The organism is Arthrobacter sp. Ld5 (genome assembly GCF_051172775.1).
Taxonomy (GTDB): domain Bacteria; phylum Actinomycetota; class Actinomycetes; order Actinomycetales; family Micrococcaceae; genus Arthrobacter_D.
Map to the genome: position 1 here is coordinate 1 of NZ_JBPKBO010000024.1, position 23,623 is coordinate 23,623.

A 23,623-nucleotide genomic window follows, 5' to 3' on the forward strand; every position below is an offset into this window, starting at 1 on the left:
CGCCAGCTGGATCGGGAACTGGAAGGAAGGCAACACCTCCCTCAGCGGCCTGAGGATCGGCGGCAAGATCTACCCCGAAGTCGACGGCTCCCTCATCGCAGCCCCCTCCTGGGCCGCCTTCATGCGCCAGATCCCAGGCATGCACGTCGGCGACCCGTTCACCCCTCCGACGGAGGCGATACTGAGCGGCGCCAACCGACCCAAGGACATCGGCACGGATACAGCCGCGGAGTAGCACGGGGATCAGGCGTTGCGGGTGGCGCCCTCTCCGGCCTCGCTCTGGCGCTGAATCGAGGCGCCCAGGCTTCAGTGCGGCGAACGAGTAGCTCCCATGGGCCGGAACGACGACGGTGAGCGAATCGTCGTCGTCGCTGATCATCACCTCGACGGGTGCCGTGGAGTCATTGACGACTGACCCCAGCATTCTGCCTGCCACCCTCGTTCGTGGTGACGAGAACAATGTCCCGCAGGCCGACCACGCCTACCTGCTGGTCGGCGCAGGAGGACTGCGTGTCGGCGGCCTCCGGGGTGCCGCACCCGGCCAACCTCAGTAGCCCGAACACCATGAGGCCGCCCCGCCAACGGCGAGAGCAGGCGGCGAAGTCACCCATGCGATCTCGCATGGATGACTGCCGTTCCGGTAGTTGAGCGCATGGTGCTGGTGGTCAGGATTCAGGGGCCTGAGGCGTCCGGTCGTAGTAGCCTCCGAGATCACCCTCGTATACGGGCACTGCAGCGGCTTCCTCGCTGGCAGTGACCGGGACGCTGATGAGCATCGACACCGTGTCTCCGATGCCACCGTCCGTCGTAGTGAAAATCGTCGGATTCTCCGCGAACCGGAAGGTGTCCTCGGCTTCAATGGTCAGTGTGGCGGTGTCATCGCCATCGCGCAGCACAACTTCAACGGGGGTCGTTCCTGTATTGATCAGGGTGCCCAGGATCCGGGCCGGTTCACCCGCTGCTTCAGTCACCAGTTTCAGGTCGACTCCCTGGACCTGGCCCATTGCCACCTGCGTTCCACGGCCGATGCCCTGCTGGGAAGGCGCGCTGCCGCACCCTCCCAGCAGCACGGCCGTGACCACCGCTGTGATGATCGTCGACGATGCCCGCGTGATAACTGACCTCGGCGGCATGCCCGACCGTATTGCGGAGGGGAGCGTCGATCGTTCCGCCACCTGTGTCGTCGCGATCAGCATCAGCAAGGCTCCTGTGAGGGTGGCCGAGAAGAAACGGCAGATCGACGCCGGGGGACCGGCTACTCAAGCATCCCCCGCAGACACCGTCAGGGGCAGGAAGATCAAGACCGGTTGGCCGCAGCCGCAACGCGGTTCGTGCGGTGTTACCGGCTCGTGCGGAAGGGGCGTTTAGGTGTCGGAGGCGACGGAGTCGTCGATCTCGGTGGCGTGGACGTAGGTCTTGCCGTCCCAGTCCTCGTAGAGTGCGTCGTCGAGGTCGACGCCGAGGTCCTCCTCGACGGTGACGAGGTCGAAGCCCTCCTTCACGGTGCCGGTGACGGCGACCGTCAGCTCGGTGCTGACCTCGGGCAGGTCCTCCGGGTGCACGATCAAGAGCTCGTCGACCGTGGTGTCGTCGGTCCCGGCGATCGTGAACGCCGTGGGATCGATGACCTCGTTCACATCCGCGGACAGGGTTACTTCCTCGCCGATGTAAGACTCGCTGTCGTCGTACCACGCCTGGTCGTAGACGCCGACGTAGGCGTCGTCGCCCTCGGCGACCTGCTCGTTGTCCTCCTCGGCTGCTTCGTTGACGTCCTCGACGTCGGCGCCCTGCTCGGAACCGGCCGTGTCGCTGCACGCCGCGACGGACAGGACTGCCGCCGGTGCGATCGCCAGGGCTGCTGCCTTCTTCATCCACGTGCTCTTGGTCATTGTTCCCATGACTCCTCCTCAGGATCAGGTGGGGTCCGGCGGCGCCTTCCGGCCCTTCTGTGCGGTTGGGTTGTGTTCTACGCCTGCCTCAACGGTAAGCATGCTTAGAAGCCGATCTCCAACCGCCCGGAAGGTCTCGTAACCCGCCTGTGACCGAGCCCCGAGGGGCGTTACGGAACCGTGTCCGTCCCGTTGCCCGGCCGACACGACCTGAGAAAAACCTGATACCGCCGGTCGCTGACCACCTCGGAACGGCGGTAAACGCAAGCAGCAGCGGGTACCCCACGTCCAGGTGGTACCGGTTGTCGCCGGCGGTTGAATCTGCATACCGTCGTCAGTAGGCCCGTCCGGTATCGAACTGCGGCACGACCTTCCCGACACGCAGCGAGAGCCCACCCCAGCAGCCCGACGAATCGAATTGGAGATCGCAATGCCTCCCTCACCAAGCACTCACAACAGCCGATTCAGGATGACCGGGGCCACCGCTTCGATCACCATCCTCAGCGTCCTTGGCCTCACCGGCTGCTCGTCCAGCGCGGAGGAGGACTGGGATGCCATCGCCTCCGGCGAAGACGGTGTTGTCGGATCCGTCGAGCTACGCAGCGTCCTTCTGGTTGCATCGGAAGAAGGACAACCCGGGCGACTCCTCGGAACCTTCAACAACGAATCAGGGGAAACCATCGACGTCACCATCAGTGACGACGACGAAGAAGCGACGATCACGGTGCCGGCCGAAGGCCAGTTCCCTCTCGACACGAACGAAGTCATCTTCGACACCGTAGGCGACGCACCGGGAGCCCTCACCACAGTCACGGCCGCCACCGCCGACGAAACGACAGATCTTCAGATCCCCGTCATGGACGGCACCCTCGAGCGCTATGAGCCATACCTTCCTGACTGACGCGTCGGCCGTTCGTCCTGCACCGGCTGGCGGGAAAACACGACGTTGGAGAGGAGACCCTGATGGGGAAAGACCTGGATCTGAACCTGGGCGGTAGGGAGCTCATCCTCCACAACCGGTACGAGACGCTCTCGATCCTCAACGACGTCCTGATCGCCGTCTGGTTCATCGTCGGCAGCCTCCTGTTCTTCAACGAAAGCACCGCGACCGCAGGGACGTGGCTGTTCCTCGCAGGATCCATCGAACTGCTGATCCGACCTGTCATCCGCCTGAGCAGGAGCATCCACATCACCTCGGTATCGAGGACGGCCAACTCCAACGACTACTGAACTCCGCCGGTCCCGAGCCACCCGGCTCGACGGACCCGCCGATTCGACGACGAACGCATCCGGCGGGATGCAGGAAGGTCAGCATGATGACAACGAACCCCCGGTCAGACCATGCGAAGACACACACGTCGGATGAACACGCCGACGACCGTGACGACCAGAAGCTCTCCCTCGTCGGATCTGTCGCCCTCGGTACGGGCGTCATGATCGGCGCGGGTATCTTCGCCCTCGTCGGGCAGGTCGCGGAACTGGCCGGCGGCTGGGTCCCGTGGGCGTTCTTCGCCGGAGCGGTCGTCGTCGGCTTCAGCTCCTACTCCTACATCCGCTATTCGGCAGCGAACCCGTCCTCCGGCGGAATCGCGATGCTGCTCAAGGCCGCCTACGGCCCCTGGGTGATCGCAGGCTCCTTCTCGCTGTTCATGTATGTGTCGATGATTCTCGCCGAGAGCCTGCTCGGACGGACCTTCGGCACCTACCTGCTCAGGCCCTTCGGGCTGCAGGACTCCGCCCTCCTGGTGGGGATCCTGGCCGTCCTGGCGATCGCGGCGGCGGCGATCGTGAACCTGGTCGGCAACAAGTGGGTGGAACGCTCGGCAACAATCACCGCATCCCTGAAGATCATCGGGATCGCGGTCCTGGCCATCGGCGGGCTCCTCGCCTCCGGAATGTCATCCCTGGGCAGGCTCTTCACGGCGTCCGAGCAAACGCCGCCCGAATCCGGGTGGCTCGGTTTCCTGGCCGGTGTCACCCTCTGCATCCTCGCCTACAAGGGCTTCACCACGATCACGAATCAGGGCGCCGACCTCCGGAGGCCGGAACGCAACATCGGACGATCAATCATGATCGCGATCAGTCTGTGCACCGCGCTGTATCTCCTGATCACCGTGGCCGTCACCGGTAGCCTCACCATCCCCGAGATCGTCGAGGCCCGGGACTACGCCCTAGCGGAGGCCGCCGAACCGGCCTTCGGGTCCCTCGGGGTGACACTGACGGTCATCATCGCGGTCATCGCCACACTCTCCGGCTTGATCGCGAGCCTGTTCTCCGTGTCCAAGCTCTACGACATGCTCCACGACATGGGTCAGGCACCGGGCCTTCCACACCACACCACGCACCAGTCGCTGCTCATCACGGCGGGGCTGGCGATCGTCATGGCCGCATTCTTCGACCTCTCCCAGATCGCCTCCCTCGGAGCGATCCTCTACCTCGCCATGGATATCGCCATCCACTGGGGCATCATCCGGCACCTCCGACACGACATCGAGGTGAAACCCTGGGTCCCGGTCGTCGCGATCCTTTTGGACCTGGCCGTCCTGGTTCCGTTCCTGATCCTCAAGGCGCAATCCGACCCGCTCACCCTGGCCATCACCGCAGTCACTGCCGTCATCCTCATCACCGTCCAGTGGGTTCTAATGCGCCGCCGCAGCCCGCATGGAACGCCCGAGCACTCTTGATCGGGGTCCCCAGCAACGGGGCTCATATTGCGGCGTGCGAGGTTGGCCGAAACGCCCTCGTCCAGGAACCTGCTTCCACGGAAGCGCCGCCGGTCAGGGCACTGAAGGCAAAAGTCCAGGGCACATCGCTGGTGCATGAGAACTTAGCCCGGGGCAGGACCATCCTCATCAGGACTCCGGATCGGTGGGCAAGAGACGTTCAATGGTGGTACCCGGTCGGCCACGGCGGAGGGTCCGTGTCCCGTGTCTGAACCCGGTGATGCCCGATGGGCTGTCCCGCCGTATCTGGAACCCACGCCGATGCAGGTACGACGATCGTCCTGGTCACCCACGATCCCCGGCCGGCAGTCCGGACGACGACGCCGTGCCCGGCCGTTGATGAAAGCGTTACGACAGTGGAGGTGGAGCGCACATCATTGCAGGTGAGTGTCGCCGTGCCCGACCAACAGACCATCAGCCCCAAGCGCATCCCCCATCACAGCCATCCCCTCACCCTGAACGGAACCCGCAGCCCGCTGAGCGTACCCGGCGCCACTCAGGGACGAGCTGGTGCAGACCGCCTCTGCAGGTTCTCGCGCTGGTCTCTCGCCACCACGTCTGTTGCCATCATGGAAAGAAAGACTTAGTCTTTCCGTCATGGAAACTAACTCACAGGGGCCGTCCCGTGGTGAAGCCGTGGATGCCTTGCGCGGGCTTTCGGCCGATCGGGCCCGACTCGCAGAGGGCATCCGGGTTCCCTGGGCGCTTCTGGCGGGGTTCGGGGCGGTGGCGGCGTGGTGGGTCGGCGCAGCTGCCGGGACAACTCCCGGGGAGGACTACGAGCCGCCGGCGGCAGGTCTCCTGGCGCTGGCGGTGGTGCTCGTGATCGTCTATCTGATCCAGCGGGAGACCGGCATCCGGTTCCGGAGCATGGGCCCGCAGGCCGGGGTGGCTGTGGCCGGGATCGTGGCCGGCTGCCTGATGTTGTTCAGTATCTCGCTGGCTCTGGTGTCCTTCGGTCTGCACTGGGCCGTGATCCTCACCAGCGCCAAGGCGTTCGGTCTTACGACGTGGCTGGCGGGGGTGGCGTATCGTGGCGCCGCCCGGAACCTTCGCCGTGGGTGAGGCGCGCTTTGACGACGTCATCCACGCACCGATGCGGTTGCGGATCTGCGGGCTCCTGCGACCCGTCGACCGCCTCGACTTCGCGGTACTCCGGGATGCCCTGGAGGTTTCGGACGCCAGCCTGTCCAAGCACGTGAAGACCCTGGTCGCAGCCGGTTACGTGGTCTCCGACAAGACGGCATCCGCGGAACGAGGAGACGCACGGCGCGTCATGTGGCTCTCCCTCTCCCCGGCCGGCAGGGCAGCGTTCGACGGGCACCTCCAAGCGTTGCGGGACATCGCCGGCGCCCCCTGACGCGCCCCGACCAGAAACCCTGCACTGACCCGCGCATGAGCGTCGGGGACGTGCCCGGACGCATGGGACAGGATGCTCGGTGCAACCCTCACGCAGCCGCAACCCCCATCAACTCAAGTCATCTCTGCGCTACCCGCCCCTGCCCTGCCGGCTTGGCCCAGGGGGAGGCGGGTTCGAGCCTGCTGAGGTGTTGGTCGATGAGTCGCTGGGCCCGATCCGCGGTCATGCGGTCGGTTTCGGTGGCCCTGGCGATGGCCAGTCCATCGAGCAGTGCCATGAGGCCGGCGGCGTCATCACGGGTGAGGCTCGGATTCCACCGTTGGAGCAGCGTGGTCACTGCTTCCTCCATCAGGCACCAGGACGTCTGATGGGCGCCTGCGACTGCGCTGCTGGTGGTCGCCTTCGCGGCGTACGCCAGCCAGATGACCGACGAAGTCCTGGACTCATCGTCCACGCCGCCCAGTATCCTGCACACCGCGCCCAGGCTCTGCCGCGCCGGCACCCCTGGGTCCAGAACCGATTGCACGCGCTCGATGAAATTCCTGGAGACCTCGTCCATGGCCGCCATGATCAGGTCGTCCTTCGTTCTGTGGTGATGCTGCACTGCACCGACCGAGAGGCCTGCGGCCGTGGCGACGTTGCGGATCGTCACGTCCTCAATGCCCCGCTCGACCAGGATGTCCTGCACGGCTGTCAGAATGCGCTGCGCGCCCGCGGAGGTCATGAACCGAGGCTACCCGCACCGGAACAATACGTTCGTATTGTATGCTTCCGGCATGACACGACTGCGCTGGGGCGCCACGCTCTGGGTTCTTTGCCTGCTGACGTTCCCGGCGCAGATACTTGCCGCCGCGCTGTGGCCGCGCCCGTACTCGTGGTCAGCGAACCTCATCAGCGATCTCGGGGTGACCTCCTGCGGCATCTCCGACGCCGGCACCCGCGTCGAGCGATACATCTGCTCCCCCGCGCACCTTCTGGCCAACGGCGCGACCGTCGCCAACGGCCTGCTACTGGCCGCGGGAGCGGTCTTCCTCTGGTCCGTGTGGCCGAGGCGACGGACCGGACGCGCCGCGATGTTCTTCCTTCTGGTGGGCGGCCTTCTCGTGGCGGTGGTCGGGATCCTGCCCTGGGATGTGCAGCCCGAGGGTCACGACGCGGCTGCCCTGGCCCAAGCCGCAGCCCAATGGGCCGGGATGCTCCTCCTCGCGACCGTGCTCAGAGGCAGCACCGCGCCACGGCGCGCCTCCATCCTCACCTGGACGTGCCTCGTAGCGTCGATTGCCGGATTCGTGCTGTTCATCGACGCCATCAGCGGCGGACCATCACTAGTCCTAGGCCTCGGCATCACCGAGCGCCTCGCCTTCGACACACTCACCCTGTGGGGCGCAGCACTGGGCCTGATCCTCCTCACCACACCACTGGGCGTCCACCGCAGCACTGCACCCCGGAACGACGGCTCCGCGCCGGACCCCCGGCGCACCACCCCCGAGCCCCTCACCCCGATCAGCCCGGCGAACCCGTAACCACGGCCTGTCCCCCTCAGCCCCCTCATCGGCTCCTACCAGGCAACCGGCGGAGGGCGCCAGCAAGAACCGGGTGATCCCGTCCGTCGGGCCACGTCCGGGTGCTCAGCGGCACCACCCGGTGAACGGACCGGATCACCGTGCGGAGGAGTTCTGGCGGCTCTCGAGGACCCGGATTGCCAGGAGCACGCGGCTGTCGATGCCGAGTTTGGTGAAGATCCGTCCGATGTGGGTTTTGACGGTCGGGACGGACAGGAACAGGTCCTGGGCGATCTGGGCGTTGGACAGGCCCTCGGCGACCCGTTCGGCGACTTCGTGTTCGCGGTCGCTGAGGCCGGCCAGCGGATCGACGGTGGTGGTGCGGTGTCCGCGGCGGGTGGCGACGCTGACGAGCCGGCGCAGCACCGATGGTGCGATCGTCATGGTGCCGGCCGCAGCCTGCCGGACCGCGTGGACGAGCTCGTCGGGCGGCGTGTCCTTGAGGAGGAACCCGTCGGCGCCGGCGTCCAGGGCATCGAGGATGAAGTCATCGGTGTCGAAGGCGGTGAGTACGAGAACCCGGGGAGAGGTCGCGGCGTGGCGCAGTCGCCGGGTGGCGTCGATCCCGTCGCAGACGGGCATGCGGATGTCGGTGAGGACAAGATCCGGGGCCAGTCGGGACGCCTGGCGCACCGCGTCGGCGCCGTCGGCGGCCTCGCCGACGACGTCGATGCCGGCGGCGCCGTCGAGGATCAGCCGCAGCCCGGTGCGCATGAGAGACTCGTCGTCGACGAGGAGGACCCGGATCGTGCCGGTCAGTTCTGCCATGGAAGCCATGCTGTCACCATGAAGGCGCCGGCCGTGGATTCGAGGCGCAGCCGCCCCTCGAGCAGCTCCACCCGTTCCGCCACACCGATCAGCCCGAACCCCTGACCGGTCCCCGAATCCTGCCCCGACGTGTTTGCCGCGGAGAGCGGGTTGGTGACGGTCAATGTGATGCCCTCGCGTAGGTTTCCGTGCACCCCGATCCGCACCGGTTGCCCCGGGGCGTGCTTGCGTGCGTTCGTCAGGCATTCCTGAGTGATCCGGTACAGGGCGCGCGACGTCACCGCGGGCACCGGCCCGGCTTCCTCGGTCAGGTTTCCGCCGAGCTCGACGGCGGTTCCGGCGGCACGGGCGGCGACGACGAGGTCCTCGAGTGCCGGCAGGCCGGGGTCGGGAGAGGATCCCTGCCCGTCCTCGCGCAGCACCGTCAGCACGGTGCGCAGCTCCTGGGAGGCGGTGCGCGCCGTTTCGCGCAGCACCCGTGAGGTCCGGTGAACTGTCTCGGCATCGAGATCGGGACGGTACTCCAGGGCCCCGGCGTGCACGGAGATCAGACTCAGCCGGTGCGAGAGGGTATCGTGCATCTCCCGGGCTATCCGGGTGCGCTCGGCCGCGCGCACCTGCTCGATATGCGCATCACGCTCACGGCGGGCACCGGCCGCTTCCAGCCGCAACGAGTGCACCAGGGCACGGCGGGAGCGCCGGGCGACACCGATCAGACCCGCCACGCCGGCCACGCCCAGCGCCAGGAGCAGCAGCGCCCACAGCGGGACCGGGTCCCCGGGTTCCACCACAGCCATGTTCACCCAGGCCGCCAAGGTCAGCATCGCCGTGCTCGCCGCGAACCAGCTGACGGGGCGACGGGAGGCGAAGGAGACCAGCACGATCAGACTGGCCGGGACCGCCATGGTCGACACTCCCGTGGTGGCCACTACCACGACCCCGGCCGCCAGCGCCCAGCGCGAATCCCCGGCCCGGGCACTGTCACCGTTACCCTTACCGGGCACGTCCCGGCCGCCGTCCAGGGGCCGCACCGCGAACGGGAGGACAGCCACCGCGAGCAGACCGGCCACCAGGTCCCCGAACAGCAGTAACGACAGGCGCAAGGCGTCGGCCTCCGGCACCGCAGCAGGATCCTCCGGCAAGGAGCTACCACGCACCAGCACGAGAATCAGCAGTCCGGCCAGCAGCGCCACCGTCAGCGTGCCGCCGAGACGCCAGAACGGACGGCGCAACCAGGTCATCATTCCCCCAGCCTATGAACAAGCGGACACCGTGACTGTCGTCCGGGAGGATGAACCCGGATTCATCCTCCCGGACCGTGGAGTGCACCGATGACCGATACCGGGCCGTACCGCCTGCGACCACGCTGAACCCATGAGCACACCCCACTCCCCCGCCTCCATCCTCCACACCACCGCTGCGCCTGCCGCGGCCGTTATGGCATTGACGGGACAATGCCCCCGTCCCTCCGCCGGCACCGATACGGCTACGGTCCTGCCGTATCACCGGCTGGCCCGCTCATACCCCTCCTACCGGTGGTGGCGGCCCCTGCTGACACTCGCCGTCGCAGCAGTGACGTACGGCCTGCTGCTGCTCGCCCTCGTGGTGGCAGCCCTGATCGCCTCCGCCATCGACCCCGCGCTCGGCGCCGGCATCGACGCAGCCATGGACCCATCAGCCCTCCTGGACATGAACAACCCCGTCGCGGCACTGCTGACCCTGCTGATGCTGGCGATCGGCCTTCCGGCGGCGCTGGTCGGGGTACGTATCGGCGGATGGCGACCGGCGGGGTCGGTGTCCTCGGCCCGCGGGCGACTGCGCTGGGGGCTGCTGGCACGCTGCCTGGGCATGGCCACGGGACTGCACCTGATGCTCACCCTCGGCGTGACCTTCACCGACATGGCCTTCACCGGCGCTGGCACAGCGGGGGCGACGGCCATCTGGACCCAACGCAGCGGCTGGATGCTCGCAGTGGCGTTCCTCGTCGTGCCGTTCCAGGCCGCCGCCGAGGAATACGTGTTCCGCGGCGTCCTCATGCAGACCATCGGGTCCTGGCTGCGGCACCCGGCCTGGGCCATCCTGCTACCGGTGCCCCTGTTCGTCCTGGGCCACGAGTACGGCTGGGTCGCACAAGTAGACATCGCCGTCTTCGCCGTCGCCGCCGGCTGGCTGACCTGGCGCACCGGAGGCCTCGAGGCCGCCATCGGCCTGCACATCATCGGCAACTGCCTCGCCTTCGGCTTCGGCGCGGTCGGCCTCACCGACCTCAACGCCACCGACATCCCCCCGGCATCGGTCGCACTCTCGATCGGGCTGACGTTGACCTACACGGCGCTCATCACCCGACGCCGCACCTGGTGGTGCGTCCCCGCCCCCGGCCCGCACGCCTGACAACGGACCCGACAACACCCCTCTCCCGCCTGATCCTCGCCCGTCTTGCTGCCATGTCTTTCAAGTGGGGCTGGCAATTCGTGACTCGGAGCTTGGTTGCGAGACAGTCTCTGGTCCTGATCGAGGCATCGGAGTGGCGTGGGCAAATTGACGGGTACGCGAGGGTGTCGACGCGTGCTCAAGACACCTATCGGCAGGGCGGTCAGAGGAGCGTATTCTTCACGCCATGGACGCACTGCGACCTCTTCCAGCCATCGGCGCTCCAGCCGCCAGAGCCCTGGCGGAGGCGGAGGTACGCCTCGATGATGCACAGCGCATCGGTCTTGACCACCTCGCGGGCCTTCACGGAGTTGGACCGAGAGCCATTGACCTCCTACGAGCCGCGCTCGAGCAATAACGGAGAGAAACAAACCCCCGACGCCGAACCGAATTCGCCGACCGACGGTAAGATTCCCGCATGAAGACGGACGAGAAGACCCTGACCCGGGTCTACCGCATGCCGTTTTCTGCCGTGTATCCCCACTACGTCGCGAAAGTGGAAAGAAAAGGCCGAACGAAAGCCGAGCTGCACCAGGTCATCACGTGGTTGACCGGCTTCACCGACGCCGACCTCGAGCGTCACTTGGCGCAGGAGACCTCGTTCGAGGCGTTTTTCGCCGACGCACACCTGAACTCCAACGCCCCACTGATTACCGGCGTCGTGTGCGGAGTGCGGGTCGAAGACATCGAAGACCCCGTGATGCAGAAAGTCCGCTATCTCGACAAACTGGTCGATGAACTGGCCCGAGGCAAGACCACCGAGAAGATCCTGCGATGCTGACCCCTGCCCCGCCACTCGCCCGCTGACAGATTCCCCAGCGGAGGCCATATGTGGTCGAATCGCATCAGGCGGAAATGATCGCACACAGCTGAAGAAGGTCCCAGAAACTGAGGATCGCGGGCCCCGGCCGAACCACACCGCTGCTCTCAATCGGTTGACAATGCTGCCGTGCCCTCACCATCATGCAGTGACGATCGGTGGCGGCGGGCCACCGGCGCCCCAAGAGAAGGGTCGTTCCAATGCCCACCACGATCTTCATCAACCTGGCCGTAGATGACCTCGCGCGATCCCGAACGTTCTTCGAATCGCTCGGGTACTCCATCAACGAGGGCTTCAGCGACGAGAATGCCGTCAGCGTGGTAATGAGCGACACGATCACCACGATGCTCCTCACGCGAGAGTTCTTCGCCGAATTCACCAGCAAGTCGATCATCGACGCCACCACCTCAACCGAGGTCCAGCTCGCCCTCAGCGCTGAGAGCAAAGAAGAGGTCGACGACATTCACGCGAAGGCCCTCGCAGCGGGCGCGACGCCCGCCGGGGAGCAAGACCACGGCTTCATGTACTCGAAGAGCTTCGACGACCCGGACGGCCACCACTGGGACTTCGTGTGGATGGACCCGAAGGCGGCGGCCGGCGGCGCACCGGAGCTGAGCATGGAGGAGATCCGGAAGAACACGACGCATAGCTGAGCCGCATCCCCTCGGCTGACGCATCGCAAACGGCTGGCCCCCAACAAGGAACGCCGGGACCCGACCGTCCGCTGAGGAATCTTCCATGGCGGATTCCCTGCGGCGGTGGGGGTGGGTATGTGTTCAGGCGAGTGGTTCTCCGCAGGCAGCGGGGCCCGGGGCGAAGCGATACCAGTTCGGTAGTGCCCGGGTGAATTCGGATCGGATGGCGGGGTCCTCCAGGACGGTCCAGTCCACGGGCGCACCGACCTCGGGTTCCATCTTGTTCCACTCGAACCAGTTGACCATCTTCAGTTGCGGGAACCGCTCGTGCACGGTGGAGTCGAAGACCTGCTCCCACCAGGCGCGCTTGATGTTCAGGGCCCGCAACTCGCCGATGTCGGCCTGCACGAGGGAGGCCGTCTCCGGGATGGCCACGGGTTTGCCGTGGCCGACGGCGTACTCGGCGTAGAAGTCCGGCAGCATGGAATCGTCCCCGTTCTTCCCGTTGTAGGTGCCGGTGAGCTGGTCCACGAATTTGCCGGCCTCCGGCATCTCGCTCTCCGCCCAGGGGTAGGTGTTGCCCCAGTGGTAGAGGGACATGCCCACCCAGTCCACGACGTCGTCGCCCGGATAGTAGGGGGCGTACGGGTCATCGGAGGGAGTCAGGGCCCCGTCCCCGGTGGTGTCCAATGCTGCGAACCCGGGCATTGCGGGCACGGACTCGTACTGACCGCCCGCGAACGGGTAACCGCCGGCGTAGTTCGGCGCCCACATCATCGCCGACCCCGGCGCCACCGCGTGCACGGCGTCCGCGACCCGGCGGAACGCCGCGATGTACTCGGCGGGTTGCTGGCCCCACGGGTACCAGGACCCGTTCATCTCGTGGGCGAAACGCACGATGACCGGGACGCCGTTGACGTTGAAATCCGCGAGCATGCCGGCGAGGTCCTTCGCGTGGTCCCCGGTGACCGCCTCGAGTCCCCCCATCGGCTCGAGGGTGAGCAGCAGGATCCCGCCGTCCTGCCGCACCTGCTCCGCGGCAGACGCGATCAGGTCCGGATCCTCCTCATCGAACGGGAAGTCCGCGAACGTCACGGCGACCGCGGGACGCTCCCCAAGCTTCTCCGAGTACTCGGCGAGGGTCTCCCTGCCCCATTCCAGGTTCACGCCCATCAGCGTCCCGTCCTCCGGGGCGAGGCTCCGCCCGTCGATGGGTTCGCAGGAAGCGGCCCTGGGATTGATGTTGCAGGCGCACAGGAACAGGACGAGAAGCACCATGATCAGGCGCGCGACGGTTGAGACCACGCCCCCAATGTACGGGCAACGCCTCGCCCACCCGCCGATACTGGGCGGAACTTCACCCACTCCTGCGACAACGCTGACCCCACAGACCCCGGGGGCCGGTCGTCCAGGGAATGTGCTCCGCCGCAGGGATCGGCTGGCGAACTCCCACCGGAAGCGCCACACTGGCTTGAAGAAAGGGGACATCGATGTCGTTCCAGGCCTACCTCGACGCGGTCGAGAAGAAGACGGGGCTCACCCCGCGCCGGCTGATCGAGATCGCGCATGAGCGCGGCTTCGGCCCCGGAACCAAGGCAGCGCCCATCCTCACCTGGCTGTCGGAGGACTACGGACTCGGACGAGGCCACGGCATGGCCATCGTTCACGTCATCACGAAAGGCAACAGCATCGGCACCAAACACGTCGGCACGGCGAACAGCCACAGCGACGCCAAGGATCACCTGTGGCTGGAGGGTGTCGCCACAAAACCCGAGGGATACTGACCGACCTACACTCGGCACGGCATACCCCGTACCCACCACACCGGCTCCCGGCGCCACCTCGAACCCGCGCCCCTGAGAAAGCAGCCCTGGAAGCCCGACGCCGGGCGACGGGCTTCGTCGTACCCGGGGTTCAGCGCTTCTCCCACCGGAAGCGGCTTGCAGCGATCAGGTAGGGCACCACGATCCAGGCCAGGAGAGCGGCGGCGGCGCCCGCCACCGTCAGGTCCAGGTCGGTGGCGCCCCATCCGGTCATGAGAAGGGCCTGCAGGGCACCGCCCGGGGTCAGCCGGGACAAGGTCTCGAAGCCGTCGTCGAAGGCGGTCCAGAAGAAGGACGCGAAGACCACCGCGAAGAAGGGGAGGGTGGTGATCTGCGCGGCCGCAGCGGACGGCGTGTAGATGCTCGTGAGCATGCCCGCCGTCGCGCAGAGGGCGAGGAAGCCGAGGACGGCGCCGAGCACCACGAGCGGCCGTGCGGGAGCGTCCATCCCCGCCATGCCGAACCCGACTGCGATGACGGCCAGCTGCCCGGCGACGAGGGCGACGATCGGTACCAGCATGCCGAGCCAGATGACGGCGTCGGAGGACTCACCGCTGCGCAGCCGCTTCAGGAAAAGCTCCTCGCGCCGTGTCGCCATCGTCGTCGTCGCCGTCAGGTACACGCCGAGCAGGGCGACGGCCATGAGGGTCAAGCCCGCCATGACCGCCGTCGATGAAGGATCAACCATCTGCTCCGCGCCGAAGTAGAAGAAGTACACGGCCATGGCGATCGGCATGAGGACGGCACCGGCGAGCACCGTCTTGTTCCGGAAGATGATGCGCAGCTCCATGAGGGCGATGGAGGTGATGCGGCTTGCGGCTGAGGGACTGCGGGGAGTGGTCTGAGGGCTCTGCGCGAGGGTGCTCATGGGATCTTCCTGTCGGAGGCTGGCGGATCGGAGGGGGCTAGGCTGCATCGCCGTTGCTGACCCGGCGGAAGACCGCGGCGAGCGAGGCCTCCGAGGCGGACAGGCGGTCCAGACGGATGCGGTTGCCTTCCGCCCAGGACAGGAGCGTCCAGAGATCCTGCTGGAGGTCCATGGAGTGCACGCTCGCCCGGGTCCGGTCGGGGGTCGGAGTGAAATCGGGGGACAGCCCGAGGCTTCCGAGCTGCAGGACGTCGACGGACGCCTCCACCTCGAAGGAGATCACCGACGGTTCACGCCCCAGCACCTCCGGAAGGGTGCCTTCCACGGCGATCCGGCCGTCGTGCATGATCGCGAGGCGGTCCGCATAGCGTTCCGCCTCCTCGAGGTAGTGGGTGGTGAGGACCACCGTGGTCCCGGCGTCGTTCAGGCCCTGGACGAGATCCCAGGTCCGTTCCCGGGACTCCGGGTCGAGGCCCGTGGTCGGTTCGTCGAGGAACAAGAGGTCCGGTTCGTTGGCGGTTGCGAGGAGCAGGTCGAGGCGGCGCCGCTGGCCGCCCGAGAGCATCTTGACGCGCGTGGTCGCCTTCGCCGTGAGGTCGAGGACCTCCAGTCCGGTGGCGATGGTCTGGGCCTGACTCCTGGACCGCGGGGCCGCCGAGAGGCGGAGCCAGAGGCGGCAGGTCTCCTCGACGGTGAGGTCGTCGGCGAACCCGGCCTCCTGCAGCATGATCCCGAGGCGGGGCCGGATCGAGGCCCTGTCCCGGTGGGGGTCGCCGCCCAGCACCGACACCCGACCGGAGGTCGCCGGACGGTGCCCCTCGAGGGTCTCCATGGTGGTGGTCTTGCCTGCACCGTTGGTGCCGAGCAGGGCGAAGAACTCTCCGTTCCGGATGGACAGGTCGATGCCACGGACGGCCTCGTACGAGCCGTAGGCGCAGCGTAAGCCCTCGGCCGAGACCGCGATGGTGTCGGCCGGCGCTCCATCAGCGGTTCGATGTCCGCGCCTGGACGGGAATGCCTGGGTGCTCGGTGATGTGGTCATGGTTCAATCCTCACCAGCCGGCCCGGCAGGCGTCAGTGGCCGCCCGTCACCACCCCACGCTGTGGTTCCCACCTCGGGACCGTGACAAATGTCATCCATCTACGATGGGAAGCATGGCGCTTCTGACTGCTCGAGGCAGGACCCGGGACCGGGAGACGACGAAGGACCAGGGCATCAAGGCTGTACCGGAGATGGGCCGTGGGGTCCGTGCGACCTGGCGCTACACCGTCGGGACCACCGCGGCGTGGGCCCTGTTCATGAGCACGATCGCGACCCTGCTCATGCTCGATGCCGGCCAGGACGGCACGCAAGTGCTCGATCTCGTGATCCTCCTGCTCGCGTCGGCGTCCGCGGTAGCGTTGATGCGCTACTGCTGGTTCTTCAGAACCGGGCTGGGTGGTGGACTCCCGGCCCGCCACTACAGCCTGGGGCTGCTGCTGCCGGCTGGTGTGCTCTGGTTCGTCGGGCTCGCTGAGGCGCACACCCTGTGGGTAGCGGCCGTCCCGCTCTGGCTGGCGTGCAACGCGGTGGCCGTCGTCGTCGACCGACGCGCCCGGTGGGCCATCCTCGGCGTCGGACTGGCCGTCCTCCTCGCGCACGGTCCGCTCGGCCTCCTGCTCGGGCAGAGCATCGGCGGATCGTCCTGGGAGGGAGGCCCCGTATACGCCCTGGCGGTCTGGGCGCTGATGACGCCAGCGCTGTTCGTGGCGAGCATCTGGTGGTGGGACATCGTGCTGCGCCTCGATGACAGCCGCCGCACCTCCGGCGAGCTCGCTGTCACCAAGGAGCGGTTGCGGTTCGCCGCGGACCTGCACGACATCCAGGGTCACCACCTTCAGGTGATCGCGCTGAAGACGGAACTCGCAAGCCGACTGCTCGACGTCGATCCCGAGGCGGCCCGTGTCCACATCACCGAGGCGCAGCAACTGGCCCGGACCGCACTCGAGGACACCCGCGCCCTCGTGCACGGGTACCGCACGGTGTCCCTCGCCGCCGAGGCGGCCAATGCCGCAGAAGTCCTCCGCGCCGCGGGCATCGAATGCTCGGTGGAGGTCGACGCCGGAGCGCTGCCGCCCGAGGAAAGGACCCTGTTCGGCCTCGTGATCCGTGAAGCCACCACCAACGTTCTCCGCCACAGCGAGGCGACCACCGTCACCCTCCGCCTCGCCCGCGCCGGCCACCGGCCCGTCCTGACCGTGACCAACGACGGCATGCGCAGCGACGCCGACACCCGACCGGATGGGTCCGGCATCGACGGGCTCCGCCGGCGGTTCGAAGCCATCGGCGGAAGCATCGAGGCCCGGTCGGACGACGGCCTCTTCCAGCTCACCGCCCGCACGCCCGGGCCCTCGGCTCCGGGGGACAGCACGTCCTTCGTCGTTCCAGCGGACGTGGGCACGCTTTCCAACGGAACCCTCAAAGACGCGTCGGATCTCCGCGGGAGCCGGCTGTGATCAGGGTGGTCCTCGCCGATGACGAGCACCTCATCCGCGGCGCACTTGTGGCGTTGCTGGGGCTGGAACCGGACATCGAGGTGGTGGCGAGCACGGACAACGGGACCGACGCCGTGCGCCTCGCGAAGGAGTACGCCCCCGACGTGTGCGTTCTGGACCTCGAGATGCCACCAACCGACGGCATCTACACAGCGGAGGAAATCCTCCGGACGGTCGCCACGCGCGTGGTGATCGTCACCCGGCACGCCAGGCCCGGCGTGCTGCGCCGCGCGCTGGCGAGCAGGGTGTCCGGCTTCGTCCCGAAATCCACCCCCGCCGACCAGCTGGCGAACGTCATCCGGGAAGTCGCCGCAGGCCGCCGCTACGTCGACCCGGACATCGCGGCCAGCGCCCTCTCCGGCGAATCATGCCCGCTCACCAGCCGAGAACTGGATGTCCTGCGCCACAGCCGGCACGGCGCCAGCCTGCAGACGATCGCCCGTGAGCTGCACCTGGCCCCGGGCACGGTCCGAAACTACGTGTCCTCCGCGATCACCAAGCTCGACACGACCTCACGCCACGAGGCCGCAACGTTGGCCTGGGAACAGGGCTGGATCTGAGGTACCCGGCACTCTCCTTACACTATTGGTATGGGAGAGATCGATGACGGTCTTCTGACCTGGCGTCCGTTGGCTGACGCCGACCTCGCCCTACTGGCCGAGTGGTTGGGTGAGCCGCAAGTCTCGCGGTGGTGGAACCACGAGCACACGATTCAGGCCGTCGAGCGTGACTTCGGACCGAGCGTGCGGGGCGAGGAACCAGGAGAGGACCTGATCGTGTCGCTCAGCGGCCGCCCCTTCGGGCTGCTGCAGCGCTCAGTGATCCACGACTACCCCGAGGACCGTGCCGAGTTCCAGACGCTCGTCGACGTACCGGAGGGCGCCGTCGAACTCGACTACCTCATCGCTGATCCCGCGTTGCGCGGTCGCGGGCTCGGCTCACGGATGCTCGCCCACGCGGTCCAGAGCACCTGGAGCGATTACCCGGCCGCCCCCGCTGTGCTTGTCGCCGTGGTGGCCGCGAATAGGGCCTCGTGGCGGGCTCTTGAGAAGGCGGGGCTGCAGCGGATCGCCGAAGGGCCCATGTCTCCGGATAACCCGGTGGACGACCCCTTGCACTACGTGTACCGCATCGATCGCCCCTAACGCTCACATCTTCAGCCGGAACCCACTTCGACCATCCCGGTCCGTGTCGTTAGTCCCTAGTGATCGTGTCAGCGGGGCGTGGACCATGGCACTCATGGGGACCGACAAAGCGCAGAGCAATGACTGGCTCAAGGACAATCGGGGGGCGCTGCCGTCCATCATCGCGGTCATCGCCGTAACCGTGTTCTGGGCGGTCGGAGGAATCGGCGAGATCAGATACCTGGCCGATGCGAGTTCATTCATGGCGCTGCTCACCGGGCTCTATATCGTCCTGGCCGCCATGGCGGTATCGATCATCATCACTACGCTCGCCCTGACTGACCTCGCCGGCCGGTACGCCCGGCCACGGAACCGCCGGGAAGGCTGAGCGGCCTTGCGGTTTTCCTGACCGAAGAGGACGTCGCACTTGTCCTCAGGACAGGACAAGTGTCTCGCTCGACGACTCGACCAGCACGAGCGCGTACGCTGCCATGGGTCCGCCCCGGGCCGGCCCACCTCGTCTCCGAATGATCCGGGCTCAAGGGAACGGACCGGCCTCGGAGCCGATCGGAGCATGTTGGACGGCGGGACAGTGCGGGGGCCACCGACCCCATGGTGCTGCAGGCGGACAAACTTCAGTACACGCTCGGCCAGGGACCATGCCTGAGCGCCTGGGCGGAGCAGCGCCCCATCATCATTCGGGACACCCGGCAGGAGACCCGCTGGCCGAAGTGGATCGCGTCCGTGAAGGGCCTGCCCCTGCGCTCCGTCCTGAGCGCCCCCCCCCTGACCACCGACGGGAGGCACATCGGCGCCATCAAGGTGTACTCCCCCGACGCCGACGCTTTCGATGACCCTGCGGTGGTCTTCCTCATCGAGCGGTTGGCCGCACCCGCGGCCGTCCTGCTCGGGAACATCTGGGACCGGGAAGCAGCCCAGCGGCTGAACTCCGATTTGGTGGAAGCCCTCGCCAACCGGGACATGATCTCCAGGGCGCAAGGGGTGCTGATCGAGCGGATGAATCTCAGCCCGGAGGAATCCCTGGCAGCCCTGCTCTCCGCCTCCCGCGGAGAAAACAAGCCTCTGGACGCTGTTGCGAGGGAAATCGTCAGCGGAATGACCGACCAGTAGGAGCCACCCATGGAGGCCATTGAAAACCCTCATGCGCAAGCCCGAGCTACCCGGGAGGCCATGGAAGAGTCCGCGCTGCCCCTCCATTCCGTCTGGCTGCGCTACTTCAGCTTCACCGGCACCGCCGGCGAGTTCGAGATCGACGCCTACCTCAACGGATCAATAGAACTGCCCACGCATGAACGCGACCTCGTTGCCCACGCCGTCAACGAACTGATCGACGAACTCCCCCCGCGCCTCATGGCGCCCTACAGCACGAACGGGACCACCGCCGAGTACGACCTCGACGCCTCCCAGGAAGACACCGCCCCCTGACGCAGCACCACTCCGGGTCAGAGACGGCCGCGGCACCCCACGACGCAACAGCATCGACACTGCCACGAACCCTCAGCAACAGAACGCTGCTCGAAGGCCCTAGCCGTGTGTGCAGCAGGCGCAGGACGCGTCAGCTGTTCTCGATGCTGCGTCTTCTGTAGTGCTCGTGGTAGCGCTGTGCTCGGCGGGGCGTGACGTCAGGCCGAGTCGCGAAGCTCCCTCAGGGGCTCTCGAGGGAGTCACCGCTGGGCCTGTCACGGCGTCGTTGCTGCAGCACGAGCCCGCGCCACCACTCACGGTGCTCCCGCCCGTGTCACCGCTCTTGTCGGCGTCGAGGTATGCGGACGATGGTGCGCAGCAGGAGTCACCCCTCCACGCTTCGAGGCCTTCCCTGATGGCGACGGCGGCGATGACGAGGGCGGCCATCGGGTCGGCCCAGAACCAGCCGAGGGTGCTGTTGAGCAGCAGACCGACCAGCAGGACACCGGACAGGTAGGTGCACAACAGGGTCTGCTTGGAGTCCGCAACGGCGGAGCGTGACCCGAGCTCCCGGCCGGCCCGGCGCTGTGCCCACGACAGGACAGGCATGACCGCCAGGCTCACCGCCGCCAGGACGATGCCCACCAGCGAGTGCTGGGGTTCGGACGCACCGAGCAGGGTGCGGACGGCGTCGACGGTCACGAACGCGGCCAGACCGAAGAAGGAGAACGCGATCAGCCGTAGTGCGGTCTTCTCTCGGCCTTCCGGATCGCGGCCGGCGAACTGCCAGGCCACGGCTGCCGCGGACAGCACCTCGACGATCGAGTCCAGCCCGAAGCCGATCAAGGCACTCGAGGACGCCACAATGCCGGCGCTGATCGCGACCGCGGCTTCCACGATGTTGTAGGTGATCGTGGCGGCGACGAAGAGTCGGATCCGCCGGGACAGGACCGCACGCCGCTCTGTGCTTGGAACCGGGGTCGAGGGCGCCAACGGCACCGGTGCGGGTGACATAGGAGTGCTCATCCACAACAGACCTTCCCGTCGACATGGTTCTCCCGGGCGGTGCAGCAGCACTCGGCCTCGCTGACGACCACGACGTCGAGCAGCGCGGTCAGGGCGTCACCGAGCTTCCGGTCCGCGAGCTCGTACCGTACCCGCCGACCCTCAGGAACGGCGACGACCAGCCCACAACCCCGCAGGCAGGTCAGGTGATTCGATAGACGCTGCTTGCTCACCCCAGCCAGTTCGGCCAGCTCACCCGGGTACGACGGTGCGTCCCGCAGCGCCAACAGGACCCGAGCCCGCACCGGATCCGACAAGGCGTACCCGAACAGGGCAAGCACCGAGTGATGAGTAAGAGTGTCCATCCCCCAACAGTACAGATTCCCGTGTACCAACCGAAGGAGTTCGAGGTACCACTGAGGCCGCAGGGCGCGTTGCTCGCCACCCCTGTCATAGACCTCCGTCAGTCACACGCCTAGGTGCGCTTCGGCCGAGCCCTGACGTGCATCCGCTCGCCCTGCCGCCCGAAGAGGCTGATGAACTCCACGGGCTTCCCGTCCGCACTCGCGAACCAGTGGGGGGTGCGGGTGTCGAACTCGGCAGCCTCGCCCGGCCCGAGCACGAAGTCGTTGGCGCCGAGGACGAGGTGGAGGGAGCCATTGAGGATGTACAGCCACTCGTAGCCCTCATGGATCTGCGGATCCGGTTCGGTGCCGCGCGCCTTCCCGTCGAGCACCATCTTGAACGCCTGCATGCCCCCGGGACGGCGCGTGAGTGGGATGGCGGTGACCCCGTGGTACTCGATGGGGCGGAGGTGGATACGGGGGTCGCCGGTCGGCGGGGCTCCGACGAGATCGTCGAGCGGTACCCCGTACACCCGAGCGATTGGCAGGAGGATCTCGAGGTTCGGGCGCCGTCGGCCGGATTCCAGCCGTGACAGCGTGCTCACGGAGATCCCGGACGCCGAGGACACATCGCCGAGCGTGAGGCTGCGCTGCACCCTCAGGGCGCGGAGGCGGGGGCCGACGGCATCGAGCACCGCTTCCAGGTCTGCAGTCATGATCCAATCTTGCCATACCGGCAAGATAGATTGCCGTTTGTGTGGGAGTCATCCGAAGCTGGAGCATCGCCACACCAGAAGGAGAACCACCATGCCACCCCTTGATCACACCCTTCATCACACCCTGCGGGAGCGGTACGACGTCGTCGTCATCGGCGGTGGACCCGCGGGCCTCAGCGCAGCGGTCACGCTGGGCCGCGCCCTCCGCTCCGTCGTCGTCCTCGACTCGGGGCAACCGCGCAATGCCCCCGCCCAGGGCGTCCACGGGTTCCTGACCCGCGAGGGCATCGGCCCCGCGGCGCTGCTCGCAGCCGGTCGCGCCGAAGCCGAAACCTACGGAGCGACGCTCGTCCGCGCCGAGGCCACGCAGGTCCGGCGCGTCGCCGACGGATTCTCGGCGCTCCTCGCCGACGGGCGGACCGTCATCGGGCGGCGCCTGCTCCTCGCTACGGGCCTCGCGGACGAAATGCCGGCGATTCCCGGTCTGCGCGAGCAGTGGGGGTCCGGCGTCGTGCACTGCCCGAACTGCCACGGGTACGAAATCCGCGCGCAGCGCATCGGCGTCCTCGGGACGGGCCCGATGTCCATCCACCAGACGCTCCTGTTCCGGCAGTGGTCGGAGCACATCACGCTGTTCCTCAATGACACGGTGACCCCGACGAACGAGGAGTGGGACACCCTGGCCGCCCGGTCGGTCCGGGTGGTGGACGGCGCGGTCGCCTCCGTCGACCAGCTGGACGGGGTCCTGACCGGGCTGACACTGCGGGGAGGGCGGACCTTCGACCTGGATGCCCTCGCCGTCGGGACGCGGATGGAGGCCCGCGGGGGTCTGCTCGAACCGCTGGGTCTCGAGCCCCAGGATCACCCGTCCGGCATGGGACACTCGATCGCCCAGGGGCCGATGGGGTCCACCGCGGTACCCGGGGTATACGTCGCGGGTAATGTCTCGAATCTCTCTGCCCAGGTGGTCGTCGCCGCCGCCGAAGGCACCATCGCAGGTGCAGCGATCAACGCCGACCTGGTCGCCGAGGAGACCGCCTGGGCCCTCGATGGATACCGCGGACCCTTCTCGGCATCGTCCGAGGCCGGCGTCTCGGAGCGCGTCCTCGGTGTCCGGCGCCATGGGATGGACGACGGTTCGGCCATGGGCGCCTCCGCGTCCACCGGGTCGAAGCGTCGGGAAGAGGTACGCGGTGCTGGTTGAGCGGCGCGGCTGCTAGGACGGAGGCCGGCTGGTCATCCGTGGAGCTGGTGGAATACGTAGGTCACGAGGCCAACCTCGCGCTCAGTTTCTGATCCGACCCCACAGAATCGTCGCTTTCCGGGGTGTTGACTTCGGCCCACAGGGCATCGAGGGAGAGACCGAGGACGTCGGCGACTGCGGCGATCGTCGAGAACGCCGGAGTCGCCACCCGCCCGGTCTCGATCTTTCGAAGGGTCTCCGGCGACACACCTGCTGCCAAGGCGATGTGAAGAATGGAACGATCCGCCCTGGTGCGCCGCAGGAGTGCGCCGAGTCGTTCCCCGCGCTCGATGTCGGCAGGAGTGTGAGGCAGTCTGACCATGACACGATTATAATACCGGGATAGTCTTACC

31 protein-coding genes are annotated in these 23,623 nt (G+C 67.2%); 19 read left to right on the top strand and 12 right to left on the bottom strand.

Going from position 1 to position 23,623, the window contains the following annotated elements; genetic code table 11:
* Both ACSGDB_RS12875 and ACSGDB_RS12880 read left to right on the top strand, forming a co-directional pair.
* Positions 1–235 (top strand): hypothetical protein (locus ACSGDB_RS12875; RefSeq protein ID WP_434995207.1); only part of this gene is annotated, 235 nt, incomplete at its 5' end.
* Between the two features lie 115 nt (positions 236–350).
* Positions 351–554 (top strand): hypothetical protein, encoded by a 204-nt coding sequence (locus ACSGDB_RS12880; protein ID WP_434995208.1) that lies wholly within the window; start codon positions 351–353, stop codon positions 552–554.
* A gap of 111 nt (positions 555–665) precedes the next feature.
* Here the strand turns inward: ACSGDB_RS12880 and ACSGDB_RS12885 are convergent, their stop codons facing one another.
* Both ACSGDB_RS12885 and ACSGDB_RS12890 read right to left on the bottom strand, forming a co-directional pair.
* Positions 666–1,196, bottom strand: a complete 531-nt coding sequence (locus ACSGDB_RS12885) for a hypothetical protein (RefSeq protein ID WP_434995209.1) — start codon at positions 1,194–1,196, stop codon at positions 666–668.
* A gap of 168 nt (positions 1,197–1,364) precedes the next feature.
* The gene (locus ACSGDB_RS12890) at positions 1,365–1,898 is read right to left on the bottom strand and encodes a hypothetical protein (protein ID WP_434995210.1); all 534 of its coding nucleotides are present in this window, start codon (positions 1,896–1,898) and stop codon (positions 1,365–1,367) included.
* Between the two features lie 460 nt (positions 1,899–2,358).
* Between ACSGDB_RS12890 and ACSGDB_RS12895 the strand changes: the two genes are divergently transcribed.
* The 5 genes from ACSGDB_RS12895 (at position 2,359) to ACSGDB_RS12915 (ending at position 5,972) form a co-directional block, all read left to right on the top strand.
* Positions 2,359–2,790, top strand: a complete 432-nt coding sequence (locus tag ACSGDB_RS12895; protein ID WP_434995211.1) for a hypothetical protein — start codon at positions 2,359–2,361, stop codon at positions 2,788–2,790.
* Positions 2,791–2,852: 62 nt separating this feature from the next.
* Complete coding sequence (locus ACSGDB_RS12900) at positions 2,853–3,119, top strand: YrhK family protein (protein ID WP_434995212.1); 267 nt, start codon at positions 2,853–2,855, stop codon at positions 3,117–3,119.
* Positions 3,120–3,202: 83 nt separating this feature from the next.
* On the top strand, positions 3,203–4,573 hold the full coding sequence (locus tag ACSGDB_RS12905; protein ID WP_434995213.1) for an APC family permease: 1,371 nt from the start codon (positions 3,203–3,205) through the stop codon (positions 4,571–4,573).
* A 636-nt stretch (positions 4,574–5,209) separates the two neighbouring features.
* On the top strand, positions 5,210–5,677 hold the full coding sequence (locus tag ACSGDB_RS12910; protein WP_434995214.1) for a hypothetical protein: 468 nt from the start codon (positions 5,210–5,212) through the stop codon (positions 5,675–5,677).
* Positions 5,646–5,972, top strand: a complete 327-nt coding sequence (locus ACSGDB_RS12915; protein WP_434995215.1) for a transcriptional regulator — start codon at positions 5,646–5,648, stop codon at positions 5,970–5,972. The genes ACSGDB_RS12910 and ACSGDB_RS12915 overlap by 32 nt, the downstream gene beginning before the upstream one ends.
* A gap of 118 nt (positions 5,973–6,090) precedes the next feature.
* On the opposite strand, the gene ACSGDB_RS12920 is transcribed toward ACSGDB_RS12915, so the two are convergent.
* Positions 6,091–6,696 (bottom strand): TetR/AcrR family transcriptional regulator, encoded by a 606-nt coding sequence (locus ACSGDB_RS12920; protein WP_434995216.1) that lies wholly within the window; start codon positions 6,694–6,696, stop codon positions 6,091–6,093.
* 52 nt (positions 6,697–6,748) lie between these two features.
* Between ACSGDB_RS12920 and ACSGDB_RS12925 the strand changes: the two genes are divergently transcribed.
* Positions 6,749–7,495, top strand: coding sequence for a DUF998 domain-containing protein (locus ACSGDB_RS12925; protein ID WP_434995217.1), 747 nt, complete (start codon positions 6,749–6,751; stop codon positions 7,493–7,495).
* A 135-nt stretch (positions 7,496–7,630) separates the two neighbouring features.
* On the opposite strand, the gene ACSGDB_RS12930 is transcribed toward ACSGDB_RS12925, so the two are convergent.
* Positions 7,631–8,302 (bottom strand): response regulator, encoded by a 672-nt coding sequence (locus ACSGDB_RS12930; protein WP_434995218.1) that lies wholly within the window; start codon positions 8,300–8,302, stop codon positions 7,631–7,633.
* Positions 8,290–9,534 carry a sensor histidine kinase gene (locus ACSGDB_RS12935; protein ID WP_434995219.1) on the bottom strand — a complete coding sequence of 415 codons (1,245 nt, stop codon included), beginning with the start codon at positions 9,532–9,534 and terminating at the stop codon, positions 8,290–8,292. The genes ACSGDB_RS12930 and ACSGDB_RS12935 overlap by 13 nt, the downstream gene beginning before the upstream one ends.
* A 142-nt stretch (positions 9,535–9,676) precedes the next feature.
* Here ACSGDB_RS12935 and ACSGDB_RS12940 point away from each other — a divergent pair, with 142 nt between their 5' ends.
* From ACSGDB_RS12940 to ACSGDB_RS12950, 3 genes are all read left to right on the top strand, one after another.
* On the top strand, positions 9,677–10,693 hold the full coding sequence (locus tag ACSGDB_RS12940) for a CPBP family intramembrane glutamic endopeptidase (RefSeq protein WP_434995220.1): 1,017 nt from the start codon (positions 9,677–9,679) through the stop codon (positions 10,691–10,693).
* Between the two features lie 457 nt (positions 10,694–11,150).
* Positions 11,151–11,513, top strand: a complete 363-nt coding sequence (locus tag ACSGDB_RS12945) for a DUF2200 domain-containing protein (RefSeq protein ID WP_434995222.1) — start codon at positions 11,151–11,153, stop codon at positions 11,511–11,513.
* Between the two features lie 239 nt (positions 11,514–11,752).
* Complete coding sequence (locus tag ACSGDB_RS12950) at positions 11,753–12,205, top strand: VOC family protein (protein ID WP_434995223.1); 453 nt, start codon at positions 11,753–11,755, stop codon at positions 12,203–12,205.
* Between the two features lie 123 nt (positions 12,206–12,328).
* Here ACSGDB_RS12950 and ACSGDB_RS12955 read toward each other — a convergent pair whose 3' ends face one another.
* The gene (locus ACSGDB_RS12955) at positions 12,329–13,492 is read right to left on the bottom strand and encodes a glycoside hydrolase family 26 protein (RefSeq protein WP_434995225.1); all 1,164 of its coding nucleotides are present in this window, start codon (positions 13,490–13,492) and stop codon (positions 12,329–12,331) included.
* 185 nt (positions 13,493–13,677) lie between these two features.
* Between ACSGDB_RS12955 and ACSGDB_RS12960 the strand changes: the two genes are divergently transcribed.
* Positions 13,678–13,971 carry a DUF4287 domain-containing protein gene (locus ACSGDB_RS12960; RefSeq protein WP_434995226.1) on the top strand — a complete coding sequence of 98 codons (294 nt, stop codon included), beginning with the start codon at positions 13,678–13,680 and terminating at the stop codon, positions 13,969–13,971.
* A 130-nt stretch (positions 13,972–14,101) separates the two neighbouring features.
* On the opposite strand, the gene ACSGDB_RS12965 is transcribed toward ACSGDB_RS12960, so the two are convergent.
* Together ACSGDB_RS12965 and ACSGDB_RS12970 are read right to left on the bottom strand one after the other, a co-directional pair.
* Positions 14,102–14,878 (bottom strand): hypothetical protein, encoded by a 777-nt coding sequence (locus ACSGDB_RS12965; protein ID WP_434995227.1) that lies wholly within the window; start codon positions 14,876–14,878, stop codon positions 14,102–14,104.
* A gap of 37 nt (positions 14,879–14,915) precedes the next feature.
* A complete protein-coding gene (locus tag ACSGDB_RS12970) occupies positions 14,916–15,920 on the bottom strand; it encodes an ABC transporter ATP-binding protein (protein WP_434995229.1) in 1,005 nt (334 codons plus the stop codon).
* A 113-nt stretch (positions 15,921–16,033) separates the two neighbouring features.
* Between ACSGDB_RS12970 and ACSGDB_RS12975 the strand changes: the two genes are divergently transcribed.
* The 6 genes from ACSGDB_RS12975 to ACSGDB_RS13000 all read left to right on the top strand — a co-directional run bounded on the left by ACSGDB_RS12975 (position 16,034) and on the right by ACSGDB_RS13000 (position 19,983).
* Entirely contained in the window at positions 16,034–17,374 is a 1,341-nt protein-coding gene (locus tag ACSGDB_RS12975; protein WP_434995231.1) for a sensor histidine kinase, read from the top strand.
* Positions 17,371–17,973, top strand: coding sequence for a response regulator transcription factor (locus ACSGDB_RS12980; protein ID WP_434995234.1), 603 nt, complete (start codon positions 17,371–17,373; stop codon positions 17,971–17,973). The genes ACSGDB_RS12975 and ACSGDB_RS12980 overlap by 4 nt, the downstream gene beginning before the upstream one ends.
* A gap of 30 nt (positions 17,974–18,003) precedes the next feature.
* A complete protein-coding gene (locus ACSGDB_RS12985; RefSeq protein WP_434995235.1) occupies positions 18,004–18,558 on the top strand; it encodes a GNAT family N-acetyltransferase in 555 nt (184 codons plus the stop codon).
* 94 nt (positions 18,559–18,652) lie between these two features.
* Positions 18,653–18,925, top strand: a complete 273-nt coding sequence (locus tag ACSGDB_RS12990; RefSeq protein ID WP_434995236.1) for a hypothetical protein — start codon at positions 18,653–18,655, stop codon at positions 18,923–18,925.
* 224 nt (positions 18,926–19,149) lie between these two features.
* Entirely contained in the window at positions 19,150–19,668 is a 519-nt protein-coding gene (locus tag ACSGDB_RS12995) for a GAF and ANTAR domain-containing protein (protein ID WP_434995237.1), read from the top strand.
* 60 nt (positions 19,669–19,728) lie between these two features.
* Entirely contained in the window at positions 19,729–19,983 is a 255-nt protein-coding gene (locus ACSGDB_RS13000) for a hypothetical protein (protein WP_434995238.1), read from the top strand.
* A gap of 99 nt (positions 19,984–20,082) precedes the next feature.
* On the opposite strand, the gene ACSGDB_RS13005 is transcribed toward ACSGDB_RS13000, so the two are convergent.
* From ACSGDB_RS13005 to ACSGDB_RS13015, 3 genes are all read right to left on the bottom strand, one after another.
* Entirely contained in the window at positions 20,083–20,976 is an 894-nt protein-coding gene (locus ACSGDB_RS13005) for a cation transporter (RefSeq protein ID WP_434995979.1), read from the bottom strand.
* 8 nt (positions 20,977–20,984) lie between these two features.
* The gene (locus ACSGDB_RS13010; protein ID WP_434995239.1) at positions 20,985–21,332 is read right to left on the bottom strand and encodes an ArsR/SmtB family transcription factor; all 348 of its coding nucleotides are present in this window, start codon (positions 21,330–21,332) and stop codon (positions 20,985–20,987) included.
* 110 nt (positions 21,333–21,442) lie between these two features.
* Positions 21,443–22,027 carry a helix-turn-helix domain-containing protein gene (locus tag ACSGDB_RS13015; RefSeq protein ID WP_434995241.1) on the bottom strand — a complete coding sequence of 195 codons (585 nt, stop codon included), beginning with the start codon at positions 22,025–22,027 and terminating at the stop codon, positions 21,443–21,445.
* A gap of 91 nt (positions 22,028–22,118) precedes the next feature.
* Between ACSGDB_RS13015 and ACSGDB_RS13020 the strand changes: the two genes are divergently transcribed.
* A complete protein-coding gene (locus tag ACSGDB_RS13020) occupies positions 22,119–23,231 on the top strand; it encodes an NAD(P)/FAD-dependent oxidoreductase (protein ID WP_434995243.1) in 1,113 nt (370 codons plus the stop codon).
* A gap of 61 nt (positions 23,232–23,292) precedes the next feature.
* Here ACSGDB_RS13020 and ACSGDB_RS13025 read toward each other — a convergent pair whose 3' ends face one another.
* Entirely contained in the window at positions 23,293–23,592 is a 300-nt protein-coding gene (locus ACSGDB_RS13025) for a helix-turn-helix domain-containing protein (RefSeq protein ID WP_434995245.1), read from the bottom strand.
* Between the last annotated feature and the right edge of the window lie 31 nt (positions 23,593–23,623).

Coding starts and splice junctions, on each gene's coding strand:
- ACSGDB_RS12885 (WP_434995209.1), bottom strand. CDS start 1,196: ATGCTGATCGCGACGACACAGGTGGCGGAACGATCGACGCTCCCCTCC.
- ACSGDB_RS12890 (WP_434995210.1), bottom strand. CDS start 1,898: ATGGGAACAATGACCAAGAGCACGTGGATGAAGAAGGCAGCAGCCCTG.
- ACSGDB_RS12895 (WP_434995211.1), top strand. CDS start 2,359: ATGACCGGGGCCACCGCTTCGATCACCATCCTCAGCGTCCTTGGCCTC.
- ACSGDB_RS12900 (WP_434995212.1), top strand. CDS start 2,853: ATGGGGAAAGACCTGGATCTGAACCTGGGCGGTAGGGAGCTCATCCTC.
- ACSGDB_RS12905 (WP_434995213.1), top strand. CDS start 3,203: ATGATGACAACGAACCCCCGGTCAGACCATGCGAAGACACACACGTCG.
- ACSGDB_RS12910 (WP_434995214.1), top strand. CDS start 5,210: ATGGAAACTAACTCACAGGGGCCGTCCCGTGGTGAAGCCGTGGATGCC.
- ACSGDB_RS12920 (WP_434995216.1), bottom strand. CDS start 6,696: ATGACCTCCGCGGGCGCGCAGCGCATTCTGACAGCCGTGCAGGACATC.
- ACSGDB_RS12925 (WP_434995217.1), top strand. CDS start 6,749: ATGACACGACTGCGCTGGGGCGCCACGCTCTGGGTTCTTTGCCTGCTG.
- ACSGDB_RS12930 (WP_434995218.1), bottom strand. CDS start 8,302: ATGGCAGAACTGACCGGCACGATCCGGGTCCTCCTCGTCGACGACGAG.
- ACSGDB_RS12940 (WP_434995220.1), top strand. CDS start 9,677: ATGAGCACACCCCACTCCCCCGCCTCCATCCTCCACACCACCGCTGCG.
- ACSGDB_RS12945 (WP_434995222.1), top strand. CDS start 11,151: ATGAAGACGGACGAGAAGACCCTGACCCGGGTCTACCGCATGCCGTTT.
- ACSGDB_RS12950 (WP_434995223.1), top strand. CDS start 11,753: ATGCCCACCACGATCTTCATCAACCTGGCCGTAGATGACCTCGCGCGA.
- ACSGDB_RS12960 (WP_434995226.1), top strand. CDS start 13,678: ATGTCGTTCCAGGCCTACCTCGACGCGGTCGAGAAGAAGACGGGGCTC.
- ACSGDB_RS12965 (WP_434995227.1), bottom strand. CDS start 14,878: ATGAGCACCCTCGCGCAGAGCCCTCAGACCACTCCCCGCAGTCCCTCA.
- ACSGDB_RS12970 (WP_434995229.1), bottom strand. CDS start 15,920: ATGACCACATCACCGAGCACCCAGGCATTCCCGTCCAGGCGCGGACAT.
- ACSGDB_RS12975 (WP_434995231.1), top strand. CDS start 16,034: ATGGCGCTTCTGACTGCTCGAGGCAGGACCCGGGACCGGGAGACGACG.
- ACSGDB_RS12985 (WP_434995235.1), top strand. CDS start 18,004: ATGGGAGAGATCGATGACGGTCTTCTGACCTGGCGTCCGTTGGCTGAC.
- ACSGDB_RS12990 (WP_434995236.1), top strand. CDS start 18,653: ATGGGGACCGACAAAGCGCAGAGCAATGACTGGCTCAAGGACAATCGG.
- ACSGDB_RS12995 (WP_434995237.1), top strand. CDS start 19,150: ATGGTGCTGCAGGCGGACAAACTTCAGTACACGCTCGGCCAGGGACCA.
- ACSGDB_RS13000 (WP_434995238.1), top strand. CDS start 19,729: ATGGAAGAGTCCGCGCTGCCCCTCCATTCCGTCTGGCTGCGCTACTTC.
- ACSGDB_RS13005 (WP_434995979.1), bottom strand. CDS start 20,976: ATGTCACCCGCACCGGTGCCGTTGGCGCCCTCGACCCCGGTTCCAAGC.
- ACSGDB_RS13010 (WP_434995239.1), bottom strand. CDS start 21,332: ATGGACACTCTTACTCATCACTCGGTGCTTGCCCTGTTCGGGTACGCC.
- ACSGDB_RS13015 (WP_434995241.1), bottom strand. CDS start 22,027: ATGACTGCAGACCTGGAAGCGGTGCTCGATGCCGTCGGCCCCCGCCTC.
- ACSGDB_RS13020 (WP_434995243.1), top strand. CDS start 22,119: ATGCCACCCCTTGATCACACCCTTCATCACACCCTGCGGGAGCGGTAC.
- ACSGDB_RS13025 (WP_434995245.1), bottom strand. CDS start 23,592: ATGGTCAGACTGCCTCACACTCCTGCCGACATCGAGCGCGGGGAACGA.